We start from the raw sequence: 23704 nt of genomic DNA on the forward strand, positions 1-23704 counted from the left end.
TTGTCTTATAAGAAGCTGATTTACCTACATATTTCCCAAGCTCATAAAATCGCGAAAAAGGTGCATAAGTTTTTTCCGCATAAAAAAAACGGTCCTTGCGACCGGTTTTTTATGCACAGCATAAAGTACGTTTTTCAGTCTTCCAGCAACGGCAGTCGAATGCTGAATGTGGTGCCTTTACCCACCACACTTTCGCAAGCGATGTGCCCACCGTGACGCTCTACCACGGCCTTGACCATCGTCAGCCCCAACCCCAGGCCTTCGCTGCCTTGAGCCGAATCGAAGCGACGGTACTGGCTGAACAGCTCCGGCAGGTCCTCTGCAGCAATCCCCGGGCCCTGGTCACTGATACGGCATTCCAACCAGCCTTCTGCGCTGCTGTGCCTCAACCTCACGGTCGTCCCGGAAGGTGAATACTTGATGGCGTTCTCCAGCACATTGAACAACGCCCGTGTGAGCAGTGACTGATCAGCCGACACCATGCCTTCATCGGCCTCGTCCAAGTCGTGAACCAGATGAATCCCCTTGAGCTGGGCAATCAGCGCCACTTGGTCAAAGGCATCCATGACCAGCATGGCAAACAGCGTCGGCTGGAACTGGTAACCGTCAGCCTCGGCTTTCGCCAATTGCACGAAGGATTCGGTGAGGCCCAAGGCCCGGCGAACCTGCTGTTCGATTTGGGCAAAAACTGGGGATTCACCGTTATGCACATCTAGCAGCGCAAGGATCGCTGAATGGGGGGCACGCAGGTCGTGAGAGAGAAACCGCAACATCGTCTCGCGGTGTTGCTGGGCTTCGCGCTCCTTACTCAAATCCGTCAGGCTCAGCAGCCAACCGAGGGCGACGTCGCCTTCAGCCGGCAGCAAGGGTGCAAGCTCCATGCGCAAGCTGCGTTGGTGGATGTCTCGGAATTCCACAAGCTCCAGCACTGATAGGGCAGGGCGCACGCCATTGTGCAGCGGCGGATAGCCCAGATCGGCCAGCTGCTCCAGCAGGTTATGGGTAACCAGCTCATTACCGAACACTTCCCGCGCAATGCGGTTGGCCAGCAGGATATTGCCCTTGGGATCGGTAATCAGCGTCGCCACCGGCAGGCACTCCAGGCCATCGGCCATAAAGCGCCGTGTGTCACGCGTACGGCTTACAGCTTGCTCCAGGGCAAAGATACGCGCCTGCAGTACGTCGCCTTTACTGGCGGGTGCACGGCGGCGTTCGGGCAGGACTTTGGGTTCGTTGTCCAGACGTGCCAGTTCCCAGCCAAAGTAGGCGAGGATCACACTGAGGCGGCGCCAGTTCCAGATCAGGTAACTGAGCAGCAAGCCAATCAGGCAGGCCGCAGGCGACCACCAGTGCCCCAGGCGCAACAGGGCCAGGGAACCGAGTAATGCGACGGCCATGCAGCCCAACGTCATCCATAACGCATAGCGTGGGCGATAGAGCAGCAGGCCCAGGAGCAATGCCACCAACGAGGTCGCCATCAAGGCCGCGAGCCAGCCTGGCAGATCAACGATGCTGCGGCCTTGAAGCAAGCCATTCAGCACGTTGGCCTGGATCTCTACGCCTGCCGTGGTGCCAATCGTCGAAGACACAGGTGTGACGAATCGATCGCCCATACCGGATGCTGTCGACCCCACTAGAATCAGACGACCACGCAGTTGCTCGGGAGCGACTTCACCGCGTAGTACGCTGGCGTAGGACACGCTGGGAAAATGGGTATGGGTGGCAATAAACGGGATGCGAATAGCGTGTTCCCGATGCCAGTGCTCAGTGAGCGATTGCAGAGGCTCGCCAGGCATTTCAGACAACTCGCCACTCATCTCATAGGCCAACCAGGCCAATTGCGGCGCCGTGGCCTCGGCCGGACCTTCACGCAGGTAGAGGCTGCGGACCACGCCATCGCTGTCCGCTTCAACATTGATGTGGCCCAAGCCTTTGGCGCATTTGAGCAGGGGCATCACCTGCGTGTCCGGCTGGCTATAGTTCGCAGCCCCTTCACGCACCAGAGGCAGCAAGACATTGCCAGCGTTACAGACCGACTCGGCCAGGCGTTTGTCATTGGCAGGATCTCCAGGCTCACTGAAGATCACATCGAACAAAATGCCTGCGGGCTGCGCGGCGCTCAGGCGGTCGATCAGGTCGGCGTGCACGCTGCGTGGCCAAGGCCATCGGCCGAGCTTTTTCAGGCTGGAGTCATCGATCGTCACCAGCAAGACACGCGGATCGACTGGCAGTGGCGTGAGGCGACGCAGGCTGTCGTACAACGGATTATTCAAGGCAAGGCCAGGGCTCAGCGACAGGTAGGCGGTGATAGGCAGCAGCAGCAAACCTATCCACAACCACTCGCGCACCAGTCCGTGGAACAAGCGCTGAGCATGGGTGGGTTGGCGTTTCTCGGCCTTGCCCCAGAGCATCATCGGTCAACGCACCTGAGCAGTGGGTGGGTAGTAGAAGATGTCATAGACCCCGGTTTCTCCCTCAAGGCCGTTTTCGTCGTAAGCCGACAAGCGCACGTGAAGAACGAGGCTTTGAGCCCAGTGAAGCTCATTTTCGGCATGCTGGAAAAGTTTTCTGCTGGATGTTCATAAAGGCTCTGTCGGTGGGGGCGCTGCCAATCCCAGCGGGTATCGGACATCAGTGCACAAGAGTTTACGGCAGCGCATGCGTCGGCTGATCCTTTTCCTCAGCGTCAGGAGCCGGTATCTTTCCCACATTGGTATCGAGGACTTTCAATGGGTTAACCGCTCATTGATCCCAGCGTATAGAGAGATCCGAGGGGTCGATGAATCTGCGCACAATTCTTCAGATTCAAACACTGGCCGACGGCTGCCGCACTCTTCAAATGAAAGGACCCACCCATGCGTGTCGCAATACTGGATGACGAGCCCGCCGAACTGCGCCGGGTGGAACAGACACTGCGACAAATCCCCAGCACCACCGAACAGCCCTGGTCCCTGCACTGCTTCGAACGTGGAGAAGACCTGCTCCGCCAACTGCGCCGGGAAACCTTCGACCTGCTGATACTCGACTGGCAACTGCCGGATATCACCGGGATCGCATTGCTGCGCTGGACCCGCGAACACATGGAGTCGCCGCCCGCCGTCATCATGCTCACCAGCCGTGATGCCGAGAGCGATATCGTCACCGCGCTCAACAGCGGCGCAGATGATTACGTCAGCAAACCTTTCCGTCCTAATGAACTGAAAGCACGGGTCACCGCGGTTCTGCGTCGGCATGGACTGCAAAAGTCTGCCACCCACGAAGTGCAGAGTTTCAATGACTTGACCTTTGATGATGCTGAATTGACCGTGACCCGCGCGGGCAAACCGATCAACCTCACGGAGCGTGAGTACCGTTTGGCTAGCTGCCTGTTTGCCAACCTGGCACGCCCCCTTTCTCGCGAGTACCTCTACGAGCGGTTCTGGACCCATGAAGAAATGGTGTCTTCACGGCCGCTGGATACGCATATCTACCGACTACGAAACAAGCTGGGGCTGACGGCGGATCGGGGTTGGCAGTTGCTGACGATCTATGGGTATGGGTATCGATTGGAGAGTGTAGCGGCAGCTTCTCAAGGCTGATTACGCTGATGTTCCACGTGGAGCATTTTCAAATTCGCTGATTTTCACCCAATAAAAAAGGCCAACGCTAAGCGTTGGCCTTTTTGGTTTGGCAGGCTTACCGGGATCAGAAGTCGAGGTTGGAAACCGCCAAGGCATTGCTTTCGATGAAGTCACGACGAGGCTCGACCGCATCACCCATCAGGGTGTTGAAGATCTGGTCCGCGCCAATGGCGTCTTCGATGGTCACGCGCAACATGCGACGCTGGGCTGGGTCCATGGTGGTTTCCCACAGTTGATCCGGGTTCATTTCACCCAGACCTTTGTATCGCTGGATGGTGTGGCGCTTGGTGCTTTCCGCCATCAGCCAATCAAGGGCTTCCTTGAATTCCTTGACCTGCTTCTTGCGTTCGCCACGCTGAATATAAGCACCGTCGTCCAACAGGGTGCTCAGTTGTGCGCCCAGGGTCACCACGGTTTTGTAATCGTTGCTGCCGAAGAAGTCGCGGTTGAAGGTGACGTAGTTCGACAGGCCATGGGAGATCAGCTCGACCTCTGGCAGCCACACGTTACGTTCACGGTCTTCACGCAGGCTGGCTTTGTACACCAGGCCAGACTTCTCGACGGTACGCAGGCGCACTTCGTACTGAGCCAGCCAATCCTGCATTGCTGCATGATCACCCAACTGTTCCAGGCTGACGGCCGGCAGGTAGATGAAGTGCTCGGTCAGTTCCTGAGGGTACAGGCGCGACAGACGCTTGAGGGTCTTCATCACCATGCGGAAGTCGTTTACCAGGCGTTCCAGCGACTCACCGGAGATACCCGGCGCCTCGTCGTTCAAGTGCAGGCTGGCATCTTCAAGGGCCGACTGCGTCATGTACTCTTCCATGGCGTCGTCGTCTTTGATGTATTGCTCTTGCTTGCCCTTTTTCACTTTGTACAACGGCGGCTGAGCGATGTAGATGTAGCCACGCTCGATCAGCTCCGGCAACTGACGGAAGAAGAAGGTCAGCAGCAGGGTACGGATGTGCGAACCGTCGACGTCAGCATCGGTCATGATGATGATGTTGTGGTAACGCAGTTTGTCGATGTTGTACTCGTCACGGCCAATACCGCAGCCCAATGCCGTGATCAAGGTGCCGACTTCCTGGGAAGAAATCATCTTGTCGAAGCGAGCCTTCTCGACGTTGAGGATCTTACCTTTCAACGGCAGGATGGCCTGGGTGCGACGGTTACGACCCTGCTTGGCGGAACCGCCAGCAGAGTCACCTTCCACCAGGTAAAGTTCGGAGAGGGCAGGGTCCTTCTCCTGACAGTCAGCCAGTTTGCCTGGCAGGCCAGCGATATCCAATGCGCCTTTACGGCGGGTCATCTCACGGGCCTTACGCGCGGCTTCACGGGCACGTGCGGCGTCGATCATCTTGCCGACGACCAGCTTGGCTTCGTTCGGGTTCTCCAGCAGGAAGTCGGAGAAGTATTTGCCCATCTCCTGTTCCACGGCAGTCTTCACTTCGGAAGACACCAGCTTGTCTTTGGTCTGGGAGCTGAACTTGGGATCCGGCACTTTTACCGAGATAATCGCGGTCAGGCCTTCACGCGCATCGTCACCGGTGGTGGCGACTTTGTGCTTCTTGGCCAAGCCTTCGGCTTCGATGTAGGTGTTCAAGTTACGCGTCAGTGCGGAACGGAAACCCACCAAGTGAGTACCACCGTCGCGCTGAGGAATGTTGTTGGTGAAGCACAACAGGTTCTCGTTGAAGCTGTCGTTCCACTGCAGGGCGATTTCCACGCCGATGCCGTCTTCACGCTGGATGTTGAAGTGGAACACCTGGTTGACCGCAGTCTTGTTAGTGTTCAGGTATTCAACGAACGCACGCAGGCCGCCTTCGTATTTGAACAGCTCTTCCTTGCCGCTGCGTTCGTCCTTGAGGACGATACCCACACCGGAGTTCAGGAAGGACAGTTCACGAATCCGCTTGGCCAGGATGTCCCAGCTGAAGTGGATATTCTTGAAGGTTTCAGCCGAAGGTTTGAAGTGAATCTGAGTACCGGTGGTTTCGCTGTCACCAACGATTTTCATCGGCTCTTTCGGAACACCGTGGATGTACGTCTGTTCCCAGATCTTGCCGCTGCGGCGAACGGTCAGGATCAGCTCTTCGGAAAGGGCGTTTACTACCGACACACCTACACCGTGCAAACCGCCGGAAACTTTATAGGAGTTGTCGTCGAACTTACCGCCGGCGTGGAGCACGGTCATAATGACCTCTGCTGCCGAAACGCCTTCTTCTTTGTGCACGTCTACCGGGATGCCGCGACCGTTGTCGCGCACGGTAATCGACTCATCCGGGTGGATGATGATGCTGATGTCGTCGCAGTGACCGGCCAGAGCTTCGTCGATGGAGTTGTCGACCACCTCGAACACCATGTGGTGCAGACCGCTACCGTCATCAGTGTCGCCAATGTACATACCGGGACGTTTGCGTACGGCATCCAAACCTTTCAGCACTTTAATGCTGGTCGAGTCGTACGTGTTTTCTTCGCTCATGCCTTCACTCCCGATGGTCGTGGGTCTGGGTGATACGGCCTTGTTCCACGTGGAACAAAGCGACTGGCGTTTCCGTCTGCCAGCCTTCCCTCAATAATTCGTGGTCTACACAGGTGATAAACACCTGGCAGCGTAATTCTTCCAACAAGCGGCATAGCGCGCGGCGGTGTTGCTCGTCGAGTTCCGACGGCAAGTCATCCACCAGATAAATACACTGACCGCGTCGGGCCTGGCTAACCAGATGGCCCTGGGCGATACGCAGCGCACACACCACCAACTTCTGCTGGCCACGGGACAAGATGTCCGCAGCATTGTGAGCGCCTAATCTAAGACGCAAATCAGCCCGTTGGGGTCCGGCCTGGGTATGACCAATTTGCTGATCCCGTTGCAAGGACGTCGCGAGCACTGCACTCAGTTCACGTTCTCTATCCCAACCACGGTAGTAACTCAGCGTCAGACCCTCGAGATCCAACAACTCACTCAAGGTCTGTTCAAAGACTGGTTTCAAGGCTTTGATATAGGCACGGCGGTATTCATCTATTTCGTCGCTGGCAAGGCACAGTTCCCGGTCCCAGGCCGCTTGCGAAGCGGCGTCAAGTGTACCATGCCGCAGCCATGAGTTCCGCTGCCGCAGGGCCTTCTGCAGGCGCTGCCAAGTGGCCATGAAACGCGGTTCCACGTGGAACACTCCCCAATCGAGGAATTGCCTGCGGATTTTTGGCGCACCTTCCAACAGACGGAAACTGTCGGGGTTGATCAATTGCAGCGGCAGGATCTCGGCCAACTGCGCTGCACTGCGCGCATTTTGCCCGTCAATGCGAATCTGGAACTCTCCGCCGCGATCACGGGATATCCCCAGGCTGCTGTGCCCACCCTCAGCGAGTTCGACCTGCCCAAACACAGTGCACGCCAATTGCTCGTACTGAATCACCGGTAACAAACGAGCACTGCGAAAGGATCGGGCGAGCCCCAGCAGATGAATGGCTTCCAGCACGCTGGTTTTGCCACTGCCGTTGGCGCCGTGGAGGATATTGATGCGGGGGGAGGGGGAGAAGGTCACCGGGTGCAGATTGCGCACCGCGGTGACCGAGACGCGACTGAGGGACATCTAGCTTCTGCTGAGCATGATTACAGGCGCATCGGCATGACAACGTAAGCCGAGTCGTCGTTGTCAGATTCCTGCACCAGGGCGCTGCTGTTGGAGTCCGACAGAATCAGGCGAACCTGTTCGGTGGTCATCACACCCAGTACGTCCAACAGGTAGCTCACGTTGAAGCCGATTTCCAGGGAGCCGCCGTTGTAGTCGACGCCCACTTCTTCTTCCGCTTCTTCCTGCTCCGGGTTGTTCGCCTGGATTTTCAGCTGACCGTTGGCCAGTTGCAGGCGGATACCACGGTACTTCTCGTTGGAAAGAATCGCGGTACGGCTGAACGCTTCACGCAGCGCCTGACGATCACCCAGTACCAGCTTGTCGCCACCTTTAGGCAGCACGCGCTCGTAATCCGGGAACTTGCCGTCAACCAGCTTGGAAGTGAAGGTGAACTCGCCGGTGGTCGCACGAATGTGGTGTTGGCCCAACACGATGCTGACGTTGCCTTCCGGCTCGGTGAGCAGGCGCGCCAGTTCAAGGATACCTTTGCGCGGTACGATCACCTGGTGGCGGTCTGGCTGACCGATATCGGCGCGCATCGAGCACATGGCCAGACGGTGACCATCGGTGGCCACGGCGCGAATGATGCCTTCCGACACCTCCAGCAGCATGCCGTTGAGGTAGTAACGCACGTCCTGCTGAGCCATGGCGAAGCTGGTGCGCTCGATCAAGCGACGCAGTTTGCTCTGCTCCAGGCTGCAGGTCAGCGAGCCAGGGCCTTCTTCCACTGTCGGGAAATCATTGGCCGGCAACGTGGACAGGGTGAAACGGCTGCGGCCGGCTTTGACCACCAACTTCGCATCATCGACCTTGATGTCGATCAGCGCGTCGTTCGGCAGGCTTTTGCAGATGTCCATAAGCTTGCGCGCCGGTACGGTGATCTCGCCCGGCTCGGCAGGCTCTTCCAGCTGTACACGACCGACCAGCTCGACTTCCAGGTCAGTACCGGTCAAGGACAATTGCTGGCCTTCGACTACCAGCAATACGTTGGAAAGCACCGGCAAGGTCTGTCGGCGCTCGACGACGCCTGCGACCAGTTGCAGGGGTTTCAACAGGGCTTCGCGTTGAATGGTGAAATGCATGGTCTAGTCCCTTGCCTTAATAAGCTGCGCTGGTGTCATCAAGTGGTCAGTGTACGCAGCAGGTTCTTGTAGTCCTCGCGAATATCCGCGTCGGATTCCTTAAGTTCATTGATCTTGCGGCACGCGTGCAAGACCGTAGTGTGGTCGCGTCCGCCAAACACATCACCGATTTCCGGCAGGCTGTGGTTGGTCAGCTCTTTGGAGAGTGCCATGGCCACCTGCCGAGGACGTGCCACCGAGCGCGAACGGCGCTTGGACAGCAGGTCGGAAATCTTGATCTTGTAGTACTCGGCCACGGTGCGCTGGATGTTATCCACACTCACCAATTTGTCCTGCAGTGCCAGCAAGTCCTTCAGGGATTCGCGAATCAGCTCGATGGTGATATCGCGGCCCATGAAGTGAGAGTGCGCGATGACCCGCTTGAGTGCGCCTTCCAGCTCACGCACGTTGGAGCGGATACGCTGGGCGATGAAGAACGCTGCGTCGTGCGGCAAATCGACTTTGGCCTGGTCGGCCTTTTTCATCAGGATCGCAACGCGGGTTTCCAGCTCCGGCGGCTCTACCGCAACGGTCAGGCCCCAGCCGAAGCGTGATTTCAGACGTTCTTCCAGGCCTTCGATTTCTTTCGGATAACGGTCGCTGGTCAAGATGACCTGTTGGCCACCTTCGAGCAGGGCGTTGAAGGTGTGGAAGAACTCTTCCTGGGAACGCTCTTTGCGGGCAAAGAACTGAATATCATCGATCAGCAACGCATCAACCGAACGATAGAACCGTTTGAACTCGTTGATGGCGTTGAGCTGCAAGGCCTTGACCATGTCAGCCACGAAGCGCTCCGAGTGCAGGTACACGACCTTGGCATTCGGGTTCTTCTTTAATAGGTGGTTACCCACAGCGTGCATCAAGTGGGTCTTACCCAAGCCAACGCCGCCATAAAGGAAGAGCGGGTTGTAACCGTGCTTGGGGTTATCGGCTACCTGCCAAGCGGCTGCACGAGCCAGTTGGTTGGATTTACCTTCAACGAAGTTCTCGAAGGTGAACGTACGGTTCAGGTAGCTGGTGTGCTTGAGCGCGCCTTCGACCTGCACGGTGCGCTGTTCGGCACGGACCGGGGCTTGCTGGGAGGCTGCGCCTGCCATCGGGTCGAAGCTGTCGCGGGACGGCTCTTCACTCTCTGCTGCGTTTTTTTGCGCAGATGCTTTGGAGGGTGCAGGCGCCGGCGCACTGACAGCAGGTGCCGCCGCCGCCTGGGCTTGCGACGCAGCCGCGGCCAGTGGCGCATTCGGTGCAGCGCGAGGCGCCGAGCTACGTTTGCTGCCTATTAATAAGGAGAGCACGGGCGCAAGGCCGTTGCCATGTTCATCGAGCAATTCGAGAACGCGGCTCAGGTACTTCTCGTTGACCCAGTCGAGAACAAAACGATTGGGCGCGTAGACACGCAACTCGTCGCCTTCGGCTTCGACCTGTAGCGGACGGATCCAGGTGTTGAATTGCTGGGCAGGCAGCTCTTCGCGCAAAAGCTCCACGCACTGCTGCCAAAGTTCCACTGACACGGATATCCCCTAAGTTGAAAGCCGGTGAGGCAAAAACAGCCGCCATTGTAGCGGCGAGCCGCCCACTTATCCACATGTAGCTTGATCACAGGCCGGCCAAAATCAACGTCTTAACGGTAATAAAGGCGACCAATGGTCTGTGCATAAGCTCTGTGGATAAGCCTACCTAAGGTCGTTGTACAAGTGGGGTCGAAAGTCTGTGGGTAACTGGCCTGTGGATAACAACCCATTCCACACACAGCTTATCCGGTAGTGCAGCACAGGCAGAGCACCGTTTCTCCCCCGTGTTGTCATTCTCTGTACATCAGGTGGAATATGGCCTCAAGGTAGTTATCCACAGAGAAAGTCCTGCCTAGCTTTTATAAGCTTTACAGAAAAGCTTTAAATAACTTCCTTCTTTATTTTTATATCTATGCCCTGACCTTGGAAAGCCGAGCGGACAGAAAAGGCAGATGGGCGGTAGATATCTAATTAAAGGAAAAGCTGGTTGGAAATTGACCTAGAGGCTTGCTTTCTCTAGAATCGCCGGTCTCTTAAAACGGGGGCCATTCCGGCCCGTTGTGGACGAACCAGGTAACAACGCCATGAAACGTACTTTCCAACCAAGCACCATCAAACGCGCCCGTACCCACGGCTTCCGTGCTCGCATGGCCACCAAGAACGGCCGTGCTGTCCTGTCGCGTCGCCGCGCCAAAGGTCGTGCGCGTCTGGCAGTTTGATAATCCGGTACTGGTGGTGAGTCAGGACTTCAGTCGGGAAAAGCGTCTGCTAACCCCCCGGCATTTCAAGGCAGTCTTTGACTCCCCCACCGGCAAGGTTCCGGGGAAAAATCTCCTGCTCCTTGCGCGTAACAACGATCTTGATCACCCCCGTCTCGGGTTGGTGATCGGCAAGAAGAGCGTAAAGCTCTCCGTTGAGCGCAATCGCCTCAAGCGTCTGATGCGCGAATCGTTTCGCCTCCACCAGGACACTCTGGTTGGTTGGGATATTGTTATCGTCGCGCGCAAAGGCTTGGGTGATGTAGAAAACCCCGAATTGATTCAGCATTTCGGCAAGCTCTGGAAACGTCTGGCGCGTACCAACAAACCAGCTCCAGTAGCCAACACCGAAACTGTAGGGGTAGACAGTACCGATGCGTAAACTGGCCCTCGTTCCGATCCAGTTTTATCGCTATGCCATTAGTCCTCTGATGGCCAACCACTGTCGTTTCTACCCCAGTTGTTCCTGCTACGCGTTAGAGGCCATAGAAAATCATGGTCTTCTGCGCGGTGGCTGGCTGACCTTTCGTCGTTTAGGTCGCTGTCATCCGTGGAATCCCGGTGGTTATGACCCGGTTCCGCCTATCCCTACCTCCCGTTCTTCTTCGATGGCCGAGTAATCATGGATATTAAACGCACGATCCTGATCGTCGCCCTGGCAATCGTGTCCTACGTCATGGTTCTTAACTGGAACCAGGACTACGGCCAGGCTGCCCTGCCGACTCAGAATGTTGCTACCAATCAGGCTGCGCCGGCTATTCCGGACACCCCGCTGGGTAACAATGCGTCCGCGAGTGCCGATGTTCCCAGCGCGAATGGCGAGACAAGCGCCCCTTTAGAAACGCCAGTGATCACCAATAAAGACCTCATCCATGTCAAAACGGATGTGCTCGACCTGGCTATCGACCCACAAGGTGGTGATATCGCGCAGTTGAAACTGCCGCTGTATCCACGTCGCCAAGACCATCCGGATGTTCCGTTCCAACTGTTCGATAACGGTGGTGAACGTACTTATCTGGCGCAAAGTGGCCTGACCGGCACCAATGGTCCGGATGCTCGTGCTACCGGTCGTCCGGTTTATTCGACCGAACAGAAGACTTATCAACTGGCCGATGGCCAGAACCAGTTGAACGTTGACCTCAAATTCAGCCTCGACGGCGTCAACTACATCAAGCGTTTCAGCTTTACCCGTGGTCTGTACGACTTGAAGGTCACTTACCTGATCGACAACGAAAGCGACAAACCATGGAGCGGCAACCTGTTTGCCCAGCTCAAGCGTGATGCCAGTTCCGATCCTTCTTCCAGCACTGCCACCGGCACCGCGACTTACCTGGGCGCCGCCCTGTGGACAAGTAACGAGCCGTACAAAAAAGTGTCGATGAAAGATATCGACAAGGGCTCGCTGAAAGAAACCGTCCAAGGTGGCTGGGTTGCCTGGCTGCAACACTACTTTGTGACCGCCTGGATCCCGAGCAAGGGTGACGCGAACCTGGTTCAAACCCGCAAGGACAGCCAAGGCAACTACATCATTGGCTTCACTGGCCCGGCGTTGACCGTCGCACCAGGTGCCAAGGCTGAAACCAGCGCCACCCTGTACGCCGGCCCGAAAAGCCAGGCTGTGCTGAAAGAGTTGTCCCCAGGTCTGGAACTGACTGTGGATTACGGCTTCCTGTGGTTCATCGCCCAGCCGATTTTCTGGTTGCTGCAACATATCCACAGCATTGTGGGTAACTGGGGCTTCTCGATCATCTTCCTGACCATGCTGATCAAGGGGATCTTTTTCCCTCTGTCGGCAGCCAGCTACAAGTCGATGGCGCGCATGCGTGCCGTGGCCCCGAAACTGGCGGCGCTGAAAGAGCAACATGGCGATGACCGGCAGAAAATGTCGCAGGCCATGATGGAGCTGTACAAGAAAGAGAAGATCAACCCGCTGGGTGGATGCTTGCCGATTCTGGTGCAGATGCCGGTATTCCTGTCGCTGTACTGGGTACTCCTGGAAAGCGTGGAAATGCGCCAGGCACCGTTCATGCTGTGGATAACTGACCTGTCGATCAAAGACCCGTTCTTTATCCTGCCGATCATCATGGGCGCGACCATGTTCATCCAGCAGCGTTTGAACCCGACTCCGCCGGATCCGATGCAGGCCAAGGTAATGAAAATGATGCCAATCATCTTCACCTTCTTCTTCCTGTGGTTCCCTGCTGGTCTGGTGCTGTACTGGGTGGTCAACAACGTATTGTCGATCTCTCAACAGTGGTACATCACACGTAAAATCGAAGCGGCTACCGCAAAAGCCTCTGCGTAATTTACTCTGTGGATAACCACTCAAGACGCCCCCTAGTGGGGCGTTTTGCTTTCCGTCCCTTTAGTTCTGGAACCTGCTGATGAGCGCTCCTCGTGAAACCATCGCTGCTGTCGCTACCGCTCAAGGTCGCGGCGGTGTCGGTATCGTTCGTATCTCCGGACCGCTCGCCGGTAAGGCGGCCGAGGCTATCAGCGGCCGCGAGTTGAAGCCGCGATATGCCCATTACGGACCCTTCCTCGATGCCGACAAAAGTGTGTTGGATGAGGGGCTGGCGATTTACTTCCCGGGGCCAAACTCATTCACCGGTGAAGATGTCCTGGAATTGCAGGGACACGGCGGCCCGGTTGTATTGGATATGTTGCTGCAGCGCTGCCTCCAATTGGGCTGTCGCTTGGCGCGGCCAGGAGAATTCAGTGAGCGCGCCTTTCTGAACGACAAACTTGACCTGGCCCAGGCCGAAGCCATCGCTGACTTGATCGAAGCCAGCTCTGCACAGGCGGCACGCAATGCACTGCGCTCACTGCAGGGCGCATTTTCCCTGCGTGTGCATAACTTGACCGAGCAGTTGATTAGCCTGCGTATCTACGTCGAGGCGGCGATTGATTTCCCGGAGGAAGAAATCGACTTTCTCGCCGATGGCCACGTCTTGGCGATGCTGGATAAAGTGCGCGATGAGTTATCCACAGTACTGCGTGAGGCCGGGCAGGGTGCTTTGTTGCGCGATGGCATGACCGTGGTGATTGCCGGTCGGCCCAATGCCGGCAAATCCAGCCTGCTCAATGCTCTGGCGGGGCGCGAAGCGGCGATCGTTACTGAGATTGCCGGTACGACCCGGGATATCTTGCGTGAACATATCCACATCGATGGCATGCCCCTGCACGTGGTCGACACCGCCGGCTTGCGTGATACCGATGACCAGGTGGAAAAGATTGGCGTGGAACGTGCGCTCAAAGCCATCGGCGAAGCGGATCGAGTGCTTTTGGTGGTCGATGCCACCGCGCCCGAGGCTGTGGATCCTTTTGCACTGTGGCCGGAATTCCTCGAGCAACGGCCGGACCCCGCCAAAGTCACCTTGATCCGTAACAAGGCCGACCTGACCGGGGAAGCCATTGCCATGGAAACCAGTACGGATGGCCATGTCACCATCAGCCTGAGCGCTAAAGCAGCGGGGGATGGCCTGGAACTGCTGCGCGAGCACCTTAAGGCCTGCATGGGCTACGAGCAGACCTCAGAAAGCAGCTTCAGTGCGCGCCGCAGGCATCTGGAGGCGTTGCGTCATGCGAGCGCAGCGTTGGAGCACGGCCGGGCACAGCTGACCTTGGCGGGCGCAGGGGAGCTGCTGGCTGAAGATTTACGTCAGGCGCAGCAGCTATTGGGTGAAATCACCGGTGCATTCAGCTCCGACGATTTACTGGGGCGGATCTTTTCCAGCTTCTGCATCGGTAAATAACCCCTCGTTTCCCATAGACAGGCCATTCGCGCCTGTCTATTTCGCCCACTTCAGGGCATTCCAAGCCATTTTTTGAATGACCACCCAAGTTGTGGCGGCTTTTGCGTGGGCGTTATTTGGTCGTGTTGGCACTTTTCTGTGGATTAAGCCCTGTGAATAACCGCCTCTGTGCCCAGTTGATAACAGGGCCTGAAACCTGAGTAAAAACCCGCCTGTGGATAAGCGCCTGTTTAATCCACAGGCTTAAAGCACTTATCCAAGCCCCTCATTGGCACATGACCACAGACTTTTTAATCGCTGTACACAAGGTAAACAAAGGCCTGTAGAGATCTATCCACAGAAAGGTAGCTACATAGAAATAAACATAAAAACAAAGATCTAGTAAATTTCTCTCTTTTAATTTCTATTGTCTGTGATTCATCCACAGCTGGTTAAATTTTGTGCAAAGGGTTCTTTAGGAAGGGCTAAGTCCCTATACTTGCCGCCAAAGCTCTAAAACTCTTTCAACAGACAATTCCTGATTACCTACATAAGCAGGCACGAGGTGCGTGGTGGATTTCCCTTCCCGTTTTGAAGTGATCGTCATCGGCGGCGGTCATGCCGGTACCGAGGCAGCACTGGCGTCAGCACGCATGGGCGTAAAAACCCTGTTGTTGACGCATAACGTGGAAACCCTCGGAGCAATGAGTTGCAACCCCGCCATTGGTGGGATCGGCAAAAGCCATTTGGTCAAGGAAATCGATGCCCTTGGCGGCGTGATGGCCATGGCTACCGATAAGGGTGGTATTCAGTTTCGTGTGCTCAACAGCCGCAAAGGCCCAGCCGTAAGGGCTACCCGGGCTCAAGCCGACCGCATCCTGTACAAGGCTGCTGTGCGCGAAACCCTGGAAAACCAACCGAACCTGTGGATATTTCAGCAAGCCGCGGATGACCTGATCGTCGAACAAGACCAGGTGCGCGGTGTTGTCACGCAAATGGGCCTGCGTTTCTTCGCGGAATCCGTGGTGTTGACCACCGGCACGTTCCTCGGCGGACTTATCCACATCGGTATGCAAAACTATTCCGGCGGTCGCGCTGGTGATCCGCCGTCGATTGCTTTGGCAAAACGCCTGCGTGAATTACCGCTGCGTGTCGGCCGCCTGAAAACCGGGACTCCGCCGCGTATCGACGGGCGTTCTGTGGATTTCTCGGTGATGACCGAACAAGCCGGCGACACGCCGATCCCGGTCATGTCGTTCATGGGCTCCAAAGAACAGCACCCGAAACAGGTGAGCTGCTGGATTACCCACACCAATGCCCGCACCCACGAAATCATCGCCGCGAACCTCGATCGTTCGCCGATGTACTCCGGGGTGATCGAAGGCATCGGCCCGCGTTATTGCCCGTCGATCGAAGACAAGATCCACCGCTTTGCCGACAAGGAAAGCCACCAGGTCTTCATCGAGCCCGAAGGCTTGACCACTCATGAGCTGTACCCGAACGGCATTTCCACTTCCCTGCCGTTCGACGTGCAAATCCAGATCGTGCAATCGATCCGCGGCATGGAAAACGCACACATCTTGCGTCCGGGCTACGCCATCGAATACGACTATTTCGACCCGCGCGACCTGAAGTACAGCCTGGAAACCAAAGTGATTGGCGGTCTGTTCTTCGCTGGCCAAATCAACGGAACCACCGGTTACGAAGAAGCCGGCGCCCAAGGTTTGCTGGCCGGGACCAACGCCGCATTGCGTGCACAGGGCAAAGACAGCTGGTGCCCGCGTCGCGACGAAGCGTATATCGGCGTATTGGTCGATGACCTGATTACCCTGGGCACCCAGGAACCGTACCGGATGTTCACTTCCCGGGCGGAATACCGTTTGATCCTGCGCGAAGACAACGCCGACCTGCGCCTGACCGAAAAAGGTCGCGAACTCGGCCTGGTCGATGATGTGCGCTGGGAAGCCTTCTGCAAAAAACGCGAAAGCATTGCGTTGGAAGAACAGCGTCTGAAAAGCACCTGGGTTCGCCCTGGCACCGAACAAGGCGACGCGATCGCTGAAAAATTCGGCACGCCGCTGACCCACGAGTACAACTTGCTCAACCTGCTGTCCCGTCCGGAAATCGACTACGCTGGTCTGGTCGAAGTGACCGGCCAGGGCGCGGAAGATCCACAGGTCGCCGAGCAGGTCGAAATCAAGACCAAATACGCCGGTTATATTGACCGCCAACAGGACGAGATCGCTCGCCTGCGCGCCAGTGAAGACACCAAGTTGCCTGTGGATATCGACTACACCGGGATTTCCGGCTTGTCGAAAGAAATCCAAAGCAAGCTGGGGATAACTCGTCCCGAGACATTGGGCCAGGCTTCACGTATTCCCGGCGTCACCCCGGCAGCCATTTCGCTGTTGATGATTCATTTGAAAAAACGCGGCGCGGGCCGTCAGTTGGAGCAAAGCGCTTGAGTTCGTTGGTCACCTCGCAACACGCAGAAGAGTTATCCACAGGTGCACGCCAGTTGGGCGTCGACCTGACCGAAACCCAGCATGAGTTGCTGTTGGGGTATTTGGCGTTGTTGATCAAATGGAACAAGGCTTACAACCTGACCGCGGTGCGTGACCCCGACGAAATGGTGTCCCGTCACTTGCTCGACAGCTTGAGCGTGATGCCATTCATCGAAAACGGCCGCTGGTTGGACGTGGGCAGCGGCGGCGGCATGCCTGGCATTCCGTTGGCCATCCTGTTTCCAGAGTCGCAAGTGACCTGCCTGGACAGCAACGGCAAGAAGACCCGCTTCCTGACCCAGGTCAAACTCGAACTCAAGCTGGATAACCTGCACGTTATCCACAGCCGCGTCGAAGCCTTCACGCCTGAACAGCCATTCAACGGAATTGTTTCCAGGGCCTTCAGCAGCATGGAGAACTTCAGCAACTGGACTCGCCACCTTGGCGACCGCGATACCCGCTGGCTGGCAATGAAGGGCGTCCATCCAAGCGATGAGCTGTTAGCATTGCCGGCAGACTTCCACCTCGATAGCGAACACGCCTTGGCCGTACCCGGTTGCCAAGGCCAACGCCATCTGCTGATACTGCGCCGCACGGCATGATTGGGAACACAAGCAAGAATGGCTAAGGTATTCGCGATAGCGAACCAGAAAGGTGGCGTGGGCAAAACCACCACCTGCATTAACCTCGCAGCATCCCTGGTCGCCACCAAGCGCCGGGTGCTGTTGATCGATCTCGATCCACAGGGCAACGCCACCATGGGTAGCGGTGTGGATAAACACGGCCTGGAAAACTCGGTCTACGACTTGCTGATTGGCGAGTGTGACCTGGCCCAGGCCATGCATTACTCCGAACACGGCGGTTATCAACTGCTGCCGGCCAACCGCGATTTGACTGCGGCGGAAGTGGTGCTGCTGGAAATGCAGATGAAAGAAAGCCGTCTGCGCAGCGCCTTGGCGCCGATTCGCGAGAATTACGACTACATTTTGATCGACTGCCCGCCGTCACTGTCGATGCTGACCTTGAACGCGCTGGTGGCCGCCGATGGGGTGATTATCCCCATGCAGTGCGAGTACTACGCACTGGAAGGTTTGAGCGACCTTGTGGATAACATCAAGCGCATCGCCGAGTTACTCAACCCGAACCTGCAGATCGAAGGCCTGCTGCGGACCATGTTCGATCCGCGCTTGAGCCTGATGAACGATGTGTCGGCGCAGCTCAAGGAACATTTTGGCGATCAGCTTTACGACACCGTGATCCCGCGCAACATTCGTTTGGCCGAAGCGCCCAGCTACGGCATGCCCGCGCTGGCGTACGACAAGTCATCCCGTGGTGCCATTGCCTACCTGGCCCTGGCCGGCGAGATGGTTCGTCGCCAACGTCGCAACTCACGCACCGCTGCAGCCCAGCCAACTTAAGGAATCCCCATGGCCGTCAAGAAACGAGGTCTCGGACGTGGACTGGATGCACTGTTGAGTGGTCCGACCGTCACATCGCTTGAAGAACAAGCGGTGCAGGCCGACGAGCGCGAGCTGCAGCACCTGCCGCTGGACCTGATCCAGCGGGGCAAATACCAGCCACGCCGGGACATGGACCCGCAGGCGCTGGAAGAGCTGGCCAATTCGATCAAGGCCCAGGGCGTGATGCAGCCAATCGTGGTGCGCCCGATTGGCGGCGGCCGCTTTGAAATCATCGCCGGTGAGCGCCGCTGGCGCGCCAGCCAGCAGGCCGGTAAGGAAACCATCCCGGCGATGGTGCGCGACGTGCCGGATGAAACCGCCATCGCCATGGCGCTGATTGAGAACATCCAGCGCGAAGACCTCAACCCGATCGAAGAAGCGATCGCCCTGCAGCGTTTGCAGCAGGAATTCCAGCTGACCCAGCAACAAGTGGCCGAGGCGGTGGGTAAATCCCGCGTAACCGTGTCCAACTTGCTGCGACTGATCGCGCTGCCGGAAGTTATCAAGACCATGTTGTCTCACGGCGATCTGGAGATGGGCCACGCCCGTGCTTTGCTCGGTTTGCCGGAAAATCAACAGGTTGAAGGGGCGCGACACGTTGTCGCACGGGGGCTCACGGTTCGCCAGACCGAGGCGCTGGTTCGCCAGTGGCTCAGCGGCAAACCTGCACCGGTCGAAACGGCCAAACCTGATCCGGACATCGCCCGTCTCGAGCAACGCCTGGCCGAGCGCCTGGGCTCTGCGGTGCAGATTCGCCACGGCAAGAAAGGCAAAGGGCAATTGGTCATCGGTTATAACTCGCTTGATGAGCTTCAGGGCGTCCTTGCCCACATCCGCTGAAACATTTGCTTATGTAGCGTGTGATCGGAAATCACTACCCGACAGTTGAATAGGGGCAGAACCGCCCCTATACTCTGCGCGCATTTTGTCGGCACAAATTATGCCAAGTTATTGATTTCCGGCAGCCGACCATTGAGGAGCAAGAGTGATGGAAACCCGCACGCCAAACACGTTGCCGTTCCATCGCTTGGCCGTTTTTCCGGTTTTATTGGCTCAATTTGTCATTTTGCTGATCGCCGCATTGGCGCTTTGGTATTGGCATGGAGTCGTTGCCGGATATTCAGGACTTTGCGGAGGCCTGATAGCCTTGCTGCCCAATATGTATTTTGCTCACAGGGCCTTTCGGTTTTCCGGCGCCCGAGCAGCCCAGGCTATCGTCCGGTCATTTTATGCCGGCGAGGCAGGGAAACTGATTTTGACGGCAGTGCTGTTTGCACTGACCTTTGCAGGTGTGAAGCCATTGGCGCCGCTGGCTGTATTCGGCGTCTTCGTGTTGACCCAACTGGTCAGCTGGTTCGCTCCCCTGCTAATGAAAACAAGACTTTCGAAACCTTAGGGCGTTTGAGGCAACCATGGCAGAAACAACCGCTTCGGGCTATATCCAGCACCACTTGCAGAACCTGACCTTCGGTCAGCTTCCTAATGGCGGCTGGGGCTTTGCCCACTCCGCAGCAGAGGCCAAAGAAATGGGCTTCTGGGCTTTCCACCTGGACACTCTGGGCTGGTCGGTCGCATTGGGTCTGATCTTCGTCTTCATTTTCCGCATAGCGGCAAAGAAGGCGACTTCCGGTCAGCCAGGTGCTTTGCAGAACTTCGTTGAAGTACTGGTCGAATTCGTCGATGGCAGCGTGAAAGACAGCTTCCATGGCCGTAGCCCGGTGATTGCACCGCTGGCACTGACCATCTTCGTCTGGGTGTTCCTGATGAACGCCGTCGACCTGATCCCGGTTGACTGGATTCCTCAGCTGGCCATGGCGATCAGCGGCGACCCGCACATTCCATTCCGTGCCGTATCGACCACTGACCCGAACGCTACCCTGGGCATGGCCCTGTCGGTCTTCGCGTTGATCATTTTCTACAGCATCAAGATCAAGGGCATCGGCGGCTTCATCGGCGAACTGACCCTGCACCCGTTCGGCAGCAAGAACATCTTCGTTCAAGCCCTGCTGATCCCGGTGAACTTCCTGCTGGAATTCGTGACCCTGATCGCCAAGCCGATTTCCCTGGCCCTGCGACTGTTCGGCAACATGTATGCCGGCGAGCTGGTGTTCATTCTGATCGCTGTGATGTTCGGCAGCGGCCTGCTCTGGCTTAGCGGCCTGGGCATTGTTCTGCAGTGGGCGTGGGCTGTGTTCCACATCCTGATCATCACCCTGCAGGCCTTCATCTTCATGATGCTGACCATCGTCTACCTGTCGATGGCGCACGAAGAGAACCATTAAGACCAGTCTCGACTAGTCTGATGTCCTTCCCGGTCAAACGGGAAGGTAGGCCCTACCGGGCTATGAAACGATTTGTTTTACCGCTTTAAAATCTAAAAAACCTAAACCATACGACGTAAAAGTCGGGAGGAAAGATGGAAACTGTAGTTGGTCTAACCGCTATCGCTGTTGCACTGTTGATCGGCCTGGGCGCCCTGGGTACTGCCATTGGTTTCGGCCTGCTGGGCGGCAAGTTCCTGGAAGGCGCAGCGCGTCAGCCAGAAATGGTTCCAATGCTGCAAGTTAAAATGTTCATCGTCGCCGGCCTGCTCGACGCCGTGACCATGATCGGTGTTGGTATCGCTCTGTTCTTCACCTTCGCGAACCCTTTCGTTGGTCAACTCGCCGGTTAATTACTCGTCTTTTCGAGTGATTGGTGTGTTGTGCAACGAATGAGCGAGGTATTGGCGTGAACATTAATGCAACCATTATTGGTCAGTCCTTAGCGTTCTTGATTTTTGTCGTTTTCTGCATGAAGTTCGTATGGCCTCCGGTCATCGCAGCTCTGCACGAACGTCAAAAGAAGATCGCGGATGGGCTGGACGCTGCAGCACGAGCAGCTCGCGACCTGGAGTTGGCCCAAGATAAAGCGGGTCAACAACTGCGCGAAGCGAAAGCTCAAGCAGCCGAAATCATTGAGCAAGCCAAGAAACGCGGTAACCAGATCGTTGAAGAGGCTGTTGAAAAAGCCCGTATCGACGCTGACCGTGTGAAGGTTCAGGCTCAGGCCGAGATCGAGCAGGAACTGAACGGTGTCAAAGATGCGCTGCGTGCCCAACTGGGTGCTCTGGCCGTCGGCGGTGCTGAGAAGATCCTGGGTGCCACAATCGATCAAAACGCGCACGCGGAGCTGGTAAACAAACTGGCTGCTGAAATTTAAGCGAGGGCGATCATGGCAGAATTGACCACGTTGGCCCGACCTTACGCTAAGGCAGCCTTCGAGCACGCCCAGGCCCACCAGCAGCTGGCCTCTTGGTCAGCCATGCTCGGCCTGGCTGCAGCAGTGTCGCAAGACGACACCATGCAGCGCGTGCTCAAGGCCCCGCGACTGACGAGCGCAGACAAGGCCGCCACTTTTATTGAAGTGTGCGGCGACAAGTTCGATGTGAAAGTGCAGAACTTCATCCACGTCGTTGCCGAAAACGACCGTCTCCTGCTTCTGCCGGAGATTGCCGCTCTGTTCGACCTGTACAAGGCCGAGCAAGAGAAGTCGGTAGACGTTGAAGTGACCAGTGCTTTCGCATTGAACCAAGAACAGCAAGACAAACTCGCCAAGGTTCTCAGTGCACGACTCGACCGGGAAGTGCGCCTGCAAGTTGCGGAAGACAAGTCCCTCATTGGGGGCATTGTTATTCGCGCCGGCGACCTGGTTATCGATGGCTCGATTCGCGGCAAACTCGCGAATCTTGCCGAAGCATTGAAATCTTGAGTTTGAAGGGGCAGCAGAGCAATGCAGCAACTCAATCCTTCCGAAATAAGTGAAATTATCAAGGGCCGCATCGACAAGCTCGATGTGACCTCCCAAGCCCGTAACGAAGGCACTGTCGTCAGCGTATCTGACGGTATCGTGCGGATTCACGGTCTGGCCGACGTAATGTCCGGCGAGATGATCGAGTTTCCGGGCGGCGTCTTCGGTATGGCCCTCAACCTGGAGCAGGACTCCGTAGGTGCCGTTATCCTGGGCGCTTACCAGTCTCTGGCTGAAGGCATGAGCGCCAAGTGCACTGGCCGCATCCTGGAGGTTCCGGTTGGTAAGGAACTGCTGGGTCGCGTAGTCGACGCACTGGGTAACCCTGTTGACGGCAAAGGTCCGCTGGGCAACACCGAGACCGACGCGGTCGAGAAAGTTGCTCCAGGCGTGATCTGGCGTAAGTCGGTAGACCAGCCTGTACAGACTGGCTACAAGGCTGTCGATGCCATGATCCCTGTCGGCCGTGGCCAGCGTGAGCTGATCATCGGTGACCGTCAGATCGGTAAAACCGCTCTGGCGATCGACGCGATCATCAACCAGAAAGACAGCGGCATTTTCTGCGTCTACGTAGCCATCGGTCAGAAGCAATCGACCATCGCCAACGTGGTTCGCAAGCTGGAAGAGAACGGCGCACTGAAAAACACGATCATCGTGGCTGCCAGTGCTTCGGAATCGCCTGCACTGCAATACCTGGCACCGTATGCCGGTTGCACCATGGGTGAATTCTTCCGCGACCGCGGTGAAGACGCGCTGATCGTTTATGACGATCTGTCCAAGCAAGCAGTGGCTTACCGCCAGATTTCCCTGCTGCTGCGCCGTCCACCAGGCCGTGAAGCTTACCCAGGCGACGTGTTCTATCTCCACTCCCGTCTGCTGGAGCGCGCATCCCGCGTTTCGGAAGAGTACGTAGAGAAGTTCACCAACGGCGCAGTGACCGGCAAAACCGGTTCCCTGACCGCACTGCCGATCATCGAAACCCAGGCTGGCGACGTTTCCGCGTTCGTTCCGACCAACGTGATTTCCATCACCGACGGTCAGATCTTCCTGGAATCGGCCATGTTCAACTCGGGCATCCGCCCTGCAGTGAACGCCGGTGTTTCGGTATCCCGTGTGGGTGGTGCCGCTCAGACCAAGATCATCAAGAAGCTCTCCGGTGGTATCCGTACCGCTCTGGCTCAGTACCGTGAACTGGCGGCATTCGCCCAGTTCGCTTCTGACCTGGACGAAGCGACCCGTAAGCAACTTGAGCATGGTCAGCGCGTTACCGAGCTGATGAAGCAGAAGCAATACGCCCCAATGTCGATCGCTGACATGGCGTTGTCGCTGTATGCCGCTGAGCGTGGGTTCCTGACTGACGTCGAAATCGCCAAGGTCGGCAGCTTTGAACAAGCGCTGATTGCTTACTTCAACCGCGATCACGCCGACTTGTTGGCCAAGATCAACGTGAAGGGTGACTTCAATGACGAAATCGACGCTGGCCTCAAAGCCGGTATCGAGAAGTTCAAGGCCACCCAAACCTGGTAAGCCGCAGCGGGAGCCGCAAGGCTCCCGCTTGCTAACCTGATAGGTGTT

The 23704-nt window shown here is 56.9% G+C and carries 21 protein-coding genes and 1 pseudogene; 16 read left to right on the forward strand and 6 right to left on the reverse strand.

The annotated features are described in order from the left end of the window. Positions 1-134 precede the first annotated feature (134 nt). Together HX868_RS27020 and HX868_RS30955 are read right to left on the reverse strand one after the other, a co-directional pair. Entirely contained in the window at positions 135-2414 is a 2280-nt protein-coding gene (locus HX868_RS27020; RefSeq protein WP_177004958.1) for a CHASE2 domain-containing protein, read from the reverse strand. A 3-nt stretch (positions 2415-2417) separates the two neighbouring features. Then, positions 2418-2598 (reverse strand): annotated as a pseudogene (locus HX868_RS30955) (hypothetical protein); the annotation flags it as partial. A gap of 257 nt (positions 2599-2855) precedes the next feature. Here HX868_RS30955 and HX868_RS27025 point away from each other — a divergent pair. After that, positions 2856-3578, forward strand: coding sequence for a response regulator transcription factor (locus HX868_RS27025; protein ID WP_095014090.1), 723 nt, complete (start codon positions 2856-2858; stop codon positions 3576-3578). Between the two features lie 106 nt (positions 3579-3684). Here HX868_RS27025 and gyrB read toward each other — a convergent pair whose 3' ends face one another. The 4 genes from gyrB to dnaA are packed head-to-tail and all read right to left on the reverse strand — an operon-like array spanning position 3685 to position 9884. Next, positions 3685-6102: a DNA topoisomerase (ATP-hydrolyzing) subunit B gene (gene gyrB / locus HX868_RS27030; protein ID WP_016978723.1), complete on the reverse strand. Its 2418-nt coding sequence runs from the start codon at positions 6100-6102 to the stop codon at positions 3685-3687. 4 nt (positions 6103-6106) lie between these two features. Beyond that, positions 6107-7210 carry a DNA replication/repair protein RecF gene (recF, locus tag HX868_RS27035; protein WP_177004959.1) on the reverse strand — a complete coding sequence of 368 codons (1104 nt, stop codon included), beginning with the start codon at positions 7208-7210 and terminating at the stop codon, positions 6107-6109. A 20-nt stretch (positions 7211-7230) separates the two neighbouring features. After that, entirely contained in the window at positions 7231-8334 is a 1104-nt protein-coding gene (dnaN, locus tag HX868_RS27040) for a DNA polymerase III subunit beta (RefSeq protein ID WP_016970682.1), read from the reverse strand. 38 nt (positions 8335-8372) lie between these two features. Next, complete coding sequence (gene dnaA, locus HX868_RS27045; protein WP_177004960.1) at positions 8373-9884, reverse strand: chromosomal replication initiator protein DnaA; 1512 nt, start codon at positions 9882-9884, stop codon at positions 8373-8375. Positions 9885-10468: 584 nt separating this feature from the next. On the opposite strand from dnaA, the gene rpmH reads away from it, so the two are divergent. The 15 genes from rpmH (at position 10469) to atpA (ending at position 23656) form a co-directional block, all read left to right on the forward strand. Beyond that, positions 10469-10603: a 50S ribosomal protein L34 gene (gene rpmH, locus HX868_RS27050; protein ID WP_003213577.1), complete on the forward strand. Its 135-nt coding sequence runs from the start codon at positions 10469-10471 to the stop codon at positions 10601-10603. Between the two features lie 16 nt (positions 10604-10619). Then, positions 10620-11024 (forward strand): ribonuclease P protein component, encoded by a 405-nt coding sequence (gene rnpA / locus HX868_RS27055; RefSeq protein WP_016978720.1) that lies wholly within the window; start codon positions 10620-10622, stop codon positions 11022-11024. Then, complete coding sequence (yidD, locus tag HX868_RS27060; RefSeq protein ID WP_003213574.1) at positions 11017-11262, forward strand: membrane protein insertion efficiency factor YidD; 246 nt, start codon at positions 11017-11019, stop codon at positions 11260-11262. The genes rnpA and yidD overlap by 8 nt, the downstream gene beginning before the upstream one ends. Before the next feature lie 2 nt (positions 11263-11264). Next, a complete protein-coding gene (gene yidC / locus HX868_RS27065) occupies positions 11265-12947 on the forward strand; it encodes a membrane protein insertase YidC (RefSeq protein WP_177004961.1) in 1683 nt (560 codons plus the stop codon). Between the two features lie 79 nt (positions 12948-13026). Next, positions 13027-14397 carry a tRNA uridine-5-carboxymethylaminomethyl(34) synthesis GTPase MnmE gene (gene mnmE / locus HX868_RS27070; RefSeq protein ID WP_016978718.1) on the forward strand — a complete coding sequence of 457 codons (1371 nt, stop codon included), beginning with the start codon at positions 13027-13029 and terminating at the stop codon, positions 14395-14397. A 551-nt stretch (positions 14398-14948) separates the two neighbouring features. Then, on the forward strand, positions 14949-16841 hold the full coding sequence (mnmG, locus tag HX868_RS27075; protein WP_177004962.1) for a tRNA uridine-5-carboxymethylaminomethyl(34) synthesis enzyme MnmG: 1893 nt from the start codon (positions 14949-14951) through the stop codon (positions 16839-16841). Then, complete coding sequence (gene rsmG / locus HX868_RS27080) at positions 16838-17482, forward strand: 16S rRNA (guanine(527)-N(7))-methyltransferase RsmG (protein WP_033900490.1); 645 nt, start codon at positions 16838-16840, stop codon at positions 17480-17482. Before mnmG ends, rsmG begins: the two co-directional genes overlap by 4 nt. An 18-nt stretch (positions 17483-17500) precedes the next feature. After that, positions 17501-18298 (forward strand): ParA family protein, encoded by a 798-nt coding sequence (locus tag HX868_RS27085; RefSeq protein WP_016978715.1) that lies wholly within the window; start codon positions 17501-17503, stop codon positions 18296-18298. Between the two features lie 9 nt (positions 18299-18307). Then, positions 18308-19180: a ParB/RepB/Spo0J family partition protein gene (locus HX868_RS27090; RefSeq protein WP_016970690.1), complete on the forward strand. Its 873-nt coding sequence runs from the start codon at positions 18308-18310 to the stop codon at positions 19178-19180. A 148-nt stretch (positions 19181-19328) separates the two neighbouring features. Next, a complete protein-coding gene (locus HX868_RS27095) occupies positions 19329-19736 on the forward strand; it encodes a F0F1 ATP synthase subunit I (RefSeq protein WP_010565865.1) in 408 nt (135 codons plus the stop codon). A 16-nt stretch (positions 19737-19752) separates the two neighbouring features. Next, positions 19753-20622, forward strand: a complete 870-nt coding sequence (gene atpB / locus HX868_RS27100) for a F0F1 ATP synthase subunit A (protein ID WP_177004963.1) — start codon at positions 19753-19755, stop codon at positions 20620-20622. A gap of 134 nt (positions 20623-20756) precedes the next feature. Continuing rightward, positions 20757-21014, forward strand: a complete 258-nt coding sequence (gene atpE, locus HX868_RS27105) for a F0F1 ATP synthase subunit C (protein ID WP_002555987.1) — start codon at positions 20757-20759, stop codon at positions 21012-21014. A 56-nt stretch (positions 21015-21070) separates the two neighbouring features. Next, the gene (locus tag HX868_RS27110) at positions 21071-21541 is read left to right on the forward strand and encodes a F0F1 ATP synthase subunit B (protein WP_008439543.1); all 471 of its coding nucleotides are present in this window, start codon (positions 21071-21073) and stop codon (positions 21539-21541) included. A gap of 12 nt (positions 21542-21553) precedes the next feature. Further along, entirely contained in the window at positions 21554-22090 is a 537-nt protein-coding gene (locus HX868_RS27115) for a F0F1 ATP synthase subunit delta (protein WP_010207689.1), read from the forward strand. 21 nt (positions 22091-22111) lie between these two features. Next, positions 22112-23656, forward strand: a complete 1545-nt coding sequence (gene atpA, locus HX868_RS27120; RefSeq protein WP_010207686.1) for a F0F1 ATP synthase subunit alpha — start codon at positions 22112-22114, stop codon at positions 23654-23656. Positions 23657-23704 lie beyond the last annotated feature (48 nt).

The sequence above is a fragment of the Pseudomonas reactans genome, from assembly GCF_013385825.1.
Lineage (GTDB): Bacteria > Pseudomonadota > Gammaproteobacteria > Pseudomonadales > Pseudomonadaceae > Aquipseudomonas > Aquipseudomonas reactans.

Coding starts and splice junctions, on each gene's coding strand:
- atpA (WP_010207686.1), top strand. CDS start 22,112: ATGCAGCAACTCAATCCTTCCGAAATAAGTGAAATTATCAAGGGCCGC.
- HX868_RS27085 (WP_016978715.1), top strand. CDS start 17,501: ATGGCTAAGGTATTCGCGATAGCGAACCAGAAAGGTGGCGTGGGCAAA.
- HX868_RS27090 (WP_016970690.1), top strand. CDS start 18,308: ATGGCCGTCAAGAAACGAGGTCTCGGACGTGGACTGGATGCACTGTTG.
- HX868_RS27095 (WP_010565865.1), top strand. CDS start 19,329: ATGGAAACCCGCACGCCAAACACGTTGCCGTTCCATCGCTTGGCCGTT.
- gyrB (WP_016978723.1), bottom strand. CDS start 6,102: ATGAGCGAAGAAAACACGTACGACTCGACCAGCATTAAAGTGCTGAAA.
- HX868_RS27020 (WP_177004958.1), bottom strand. CDS start 2,414: ATGATGCTCTGGGGCAAGGCCGAGAAACGCCAACCCACCCATGCTCAG.
- atpB (WP_177004963.1), top strand. CDS start 19,753: ATGGCAGAAACAACCGCTTCGGGCTATATCCAGCACCACTTGCAGAAC.
- HX868_RS27025 (WP_095014090.1), top strand. CDS start 2,856: ATGCGTGTCGCAATACTGGATGACGAGCCCGCCGAACTGCGCCGGGTG.
- yidC (WP_177004961.1), top strand. CDS start 11,265: ATGGATATTAAACGCACGATCCTGATCGTCGCCCTGGCAATCGTGTCC.
- recF (WP_177004959.1), bottom strand. CDS start 7,210: ATGTCCCTCAGTCGCGTCTCGGTCACCGCGGTGCGCAATCTGCACCCG.
- dnaN (WP_016970682.1), bottom strand. CDS start 8,334: ATGCATTTCACCATTCAACGCGAAGCCCTGTTGAAACCCCTGCAACTG.
- HX868_RS27115 (WP_010207689.1), top strand. CDS start 21,554: ATGGCAGAATTGACCACGTTGGCCCGACCTTACGCTAAGGCAGCCTTC.
- rpmH (WP_003213577.1), top strand. CDS start 10,469: ATGAAACGTACTTTCCAACCAAGCACCATCAAACGCGCCCGTACCCAC.
- mnmE (WP_016978718.1), top strand. CDS start 13,027: ATGAGCGCTCCTCGTGAAACCATCGCTGCTGTCGCTACCGCTCAAGGT.
- yidD (WP_003213574.1), top strand. CDS start 11,017: ATGCGTAAACTGGCCCTCGTTCCGATCCAGTTTTATCGCTATGCCATT.
- atpE (WP_002555987.1), top strand. CDS start 20,757: ATGGAAACTGTAGTTGGTCTAACCGCTATCGCTGTTGCACTGTTGATC.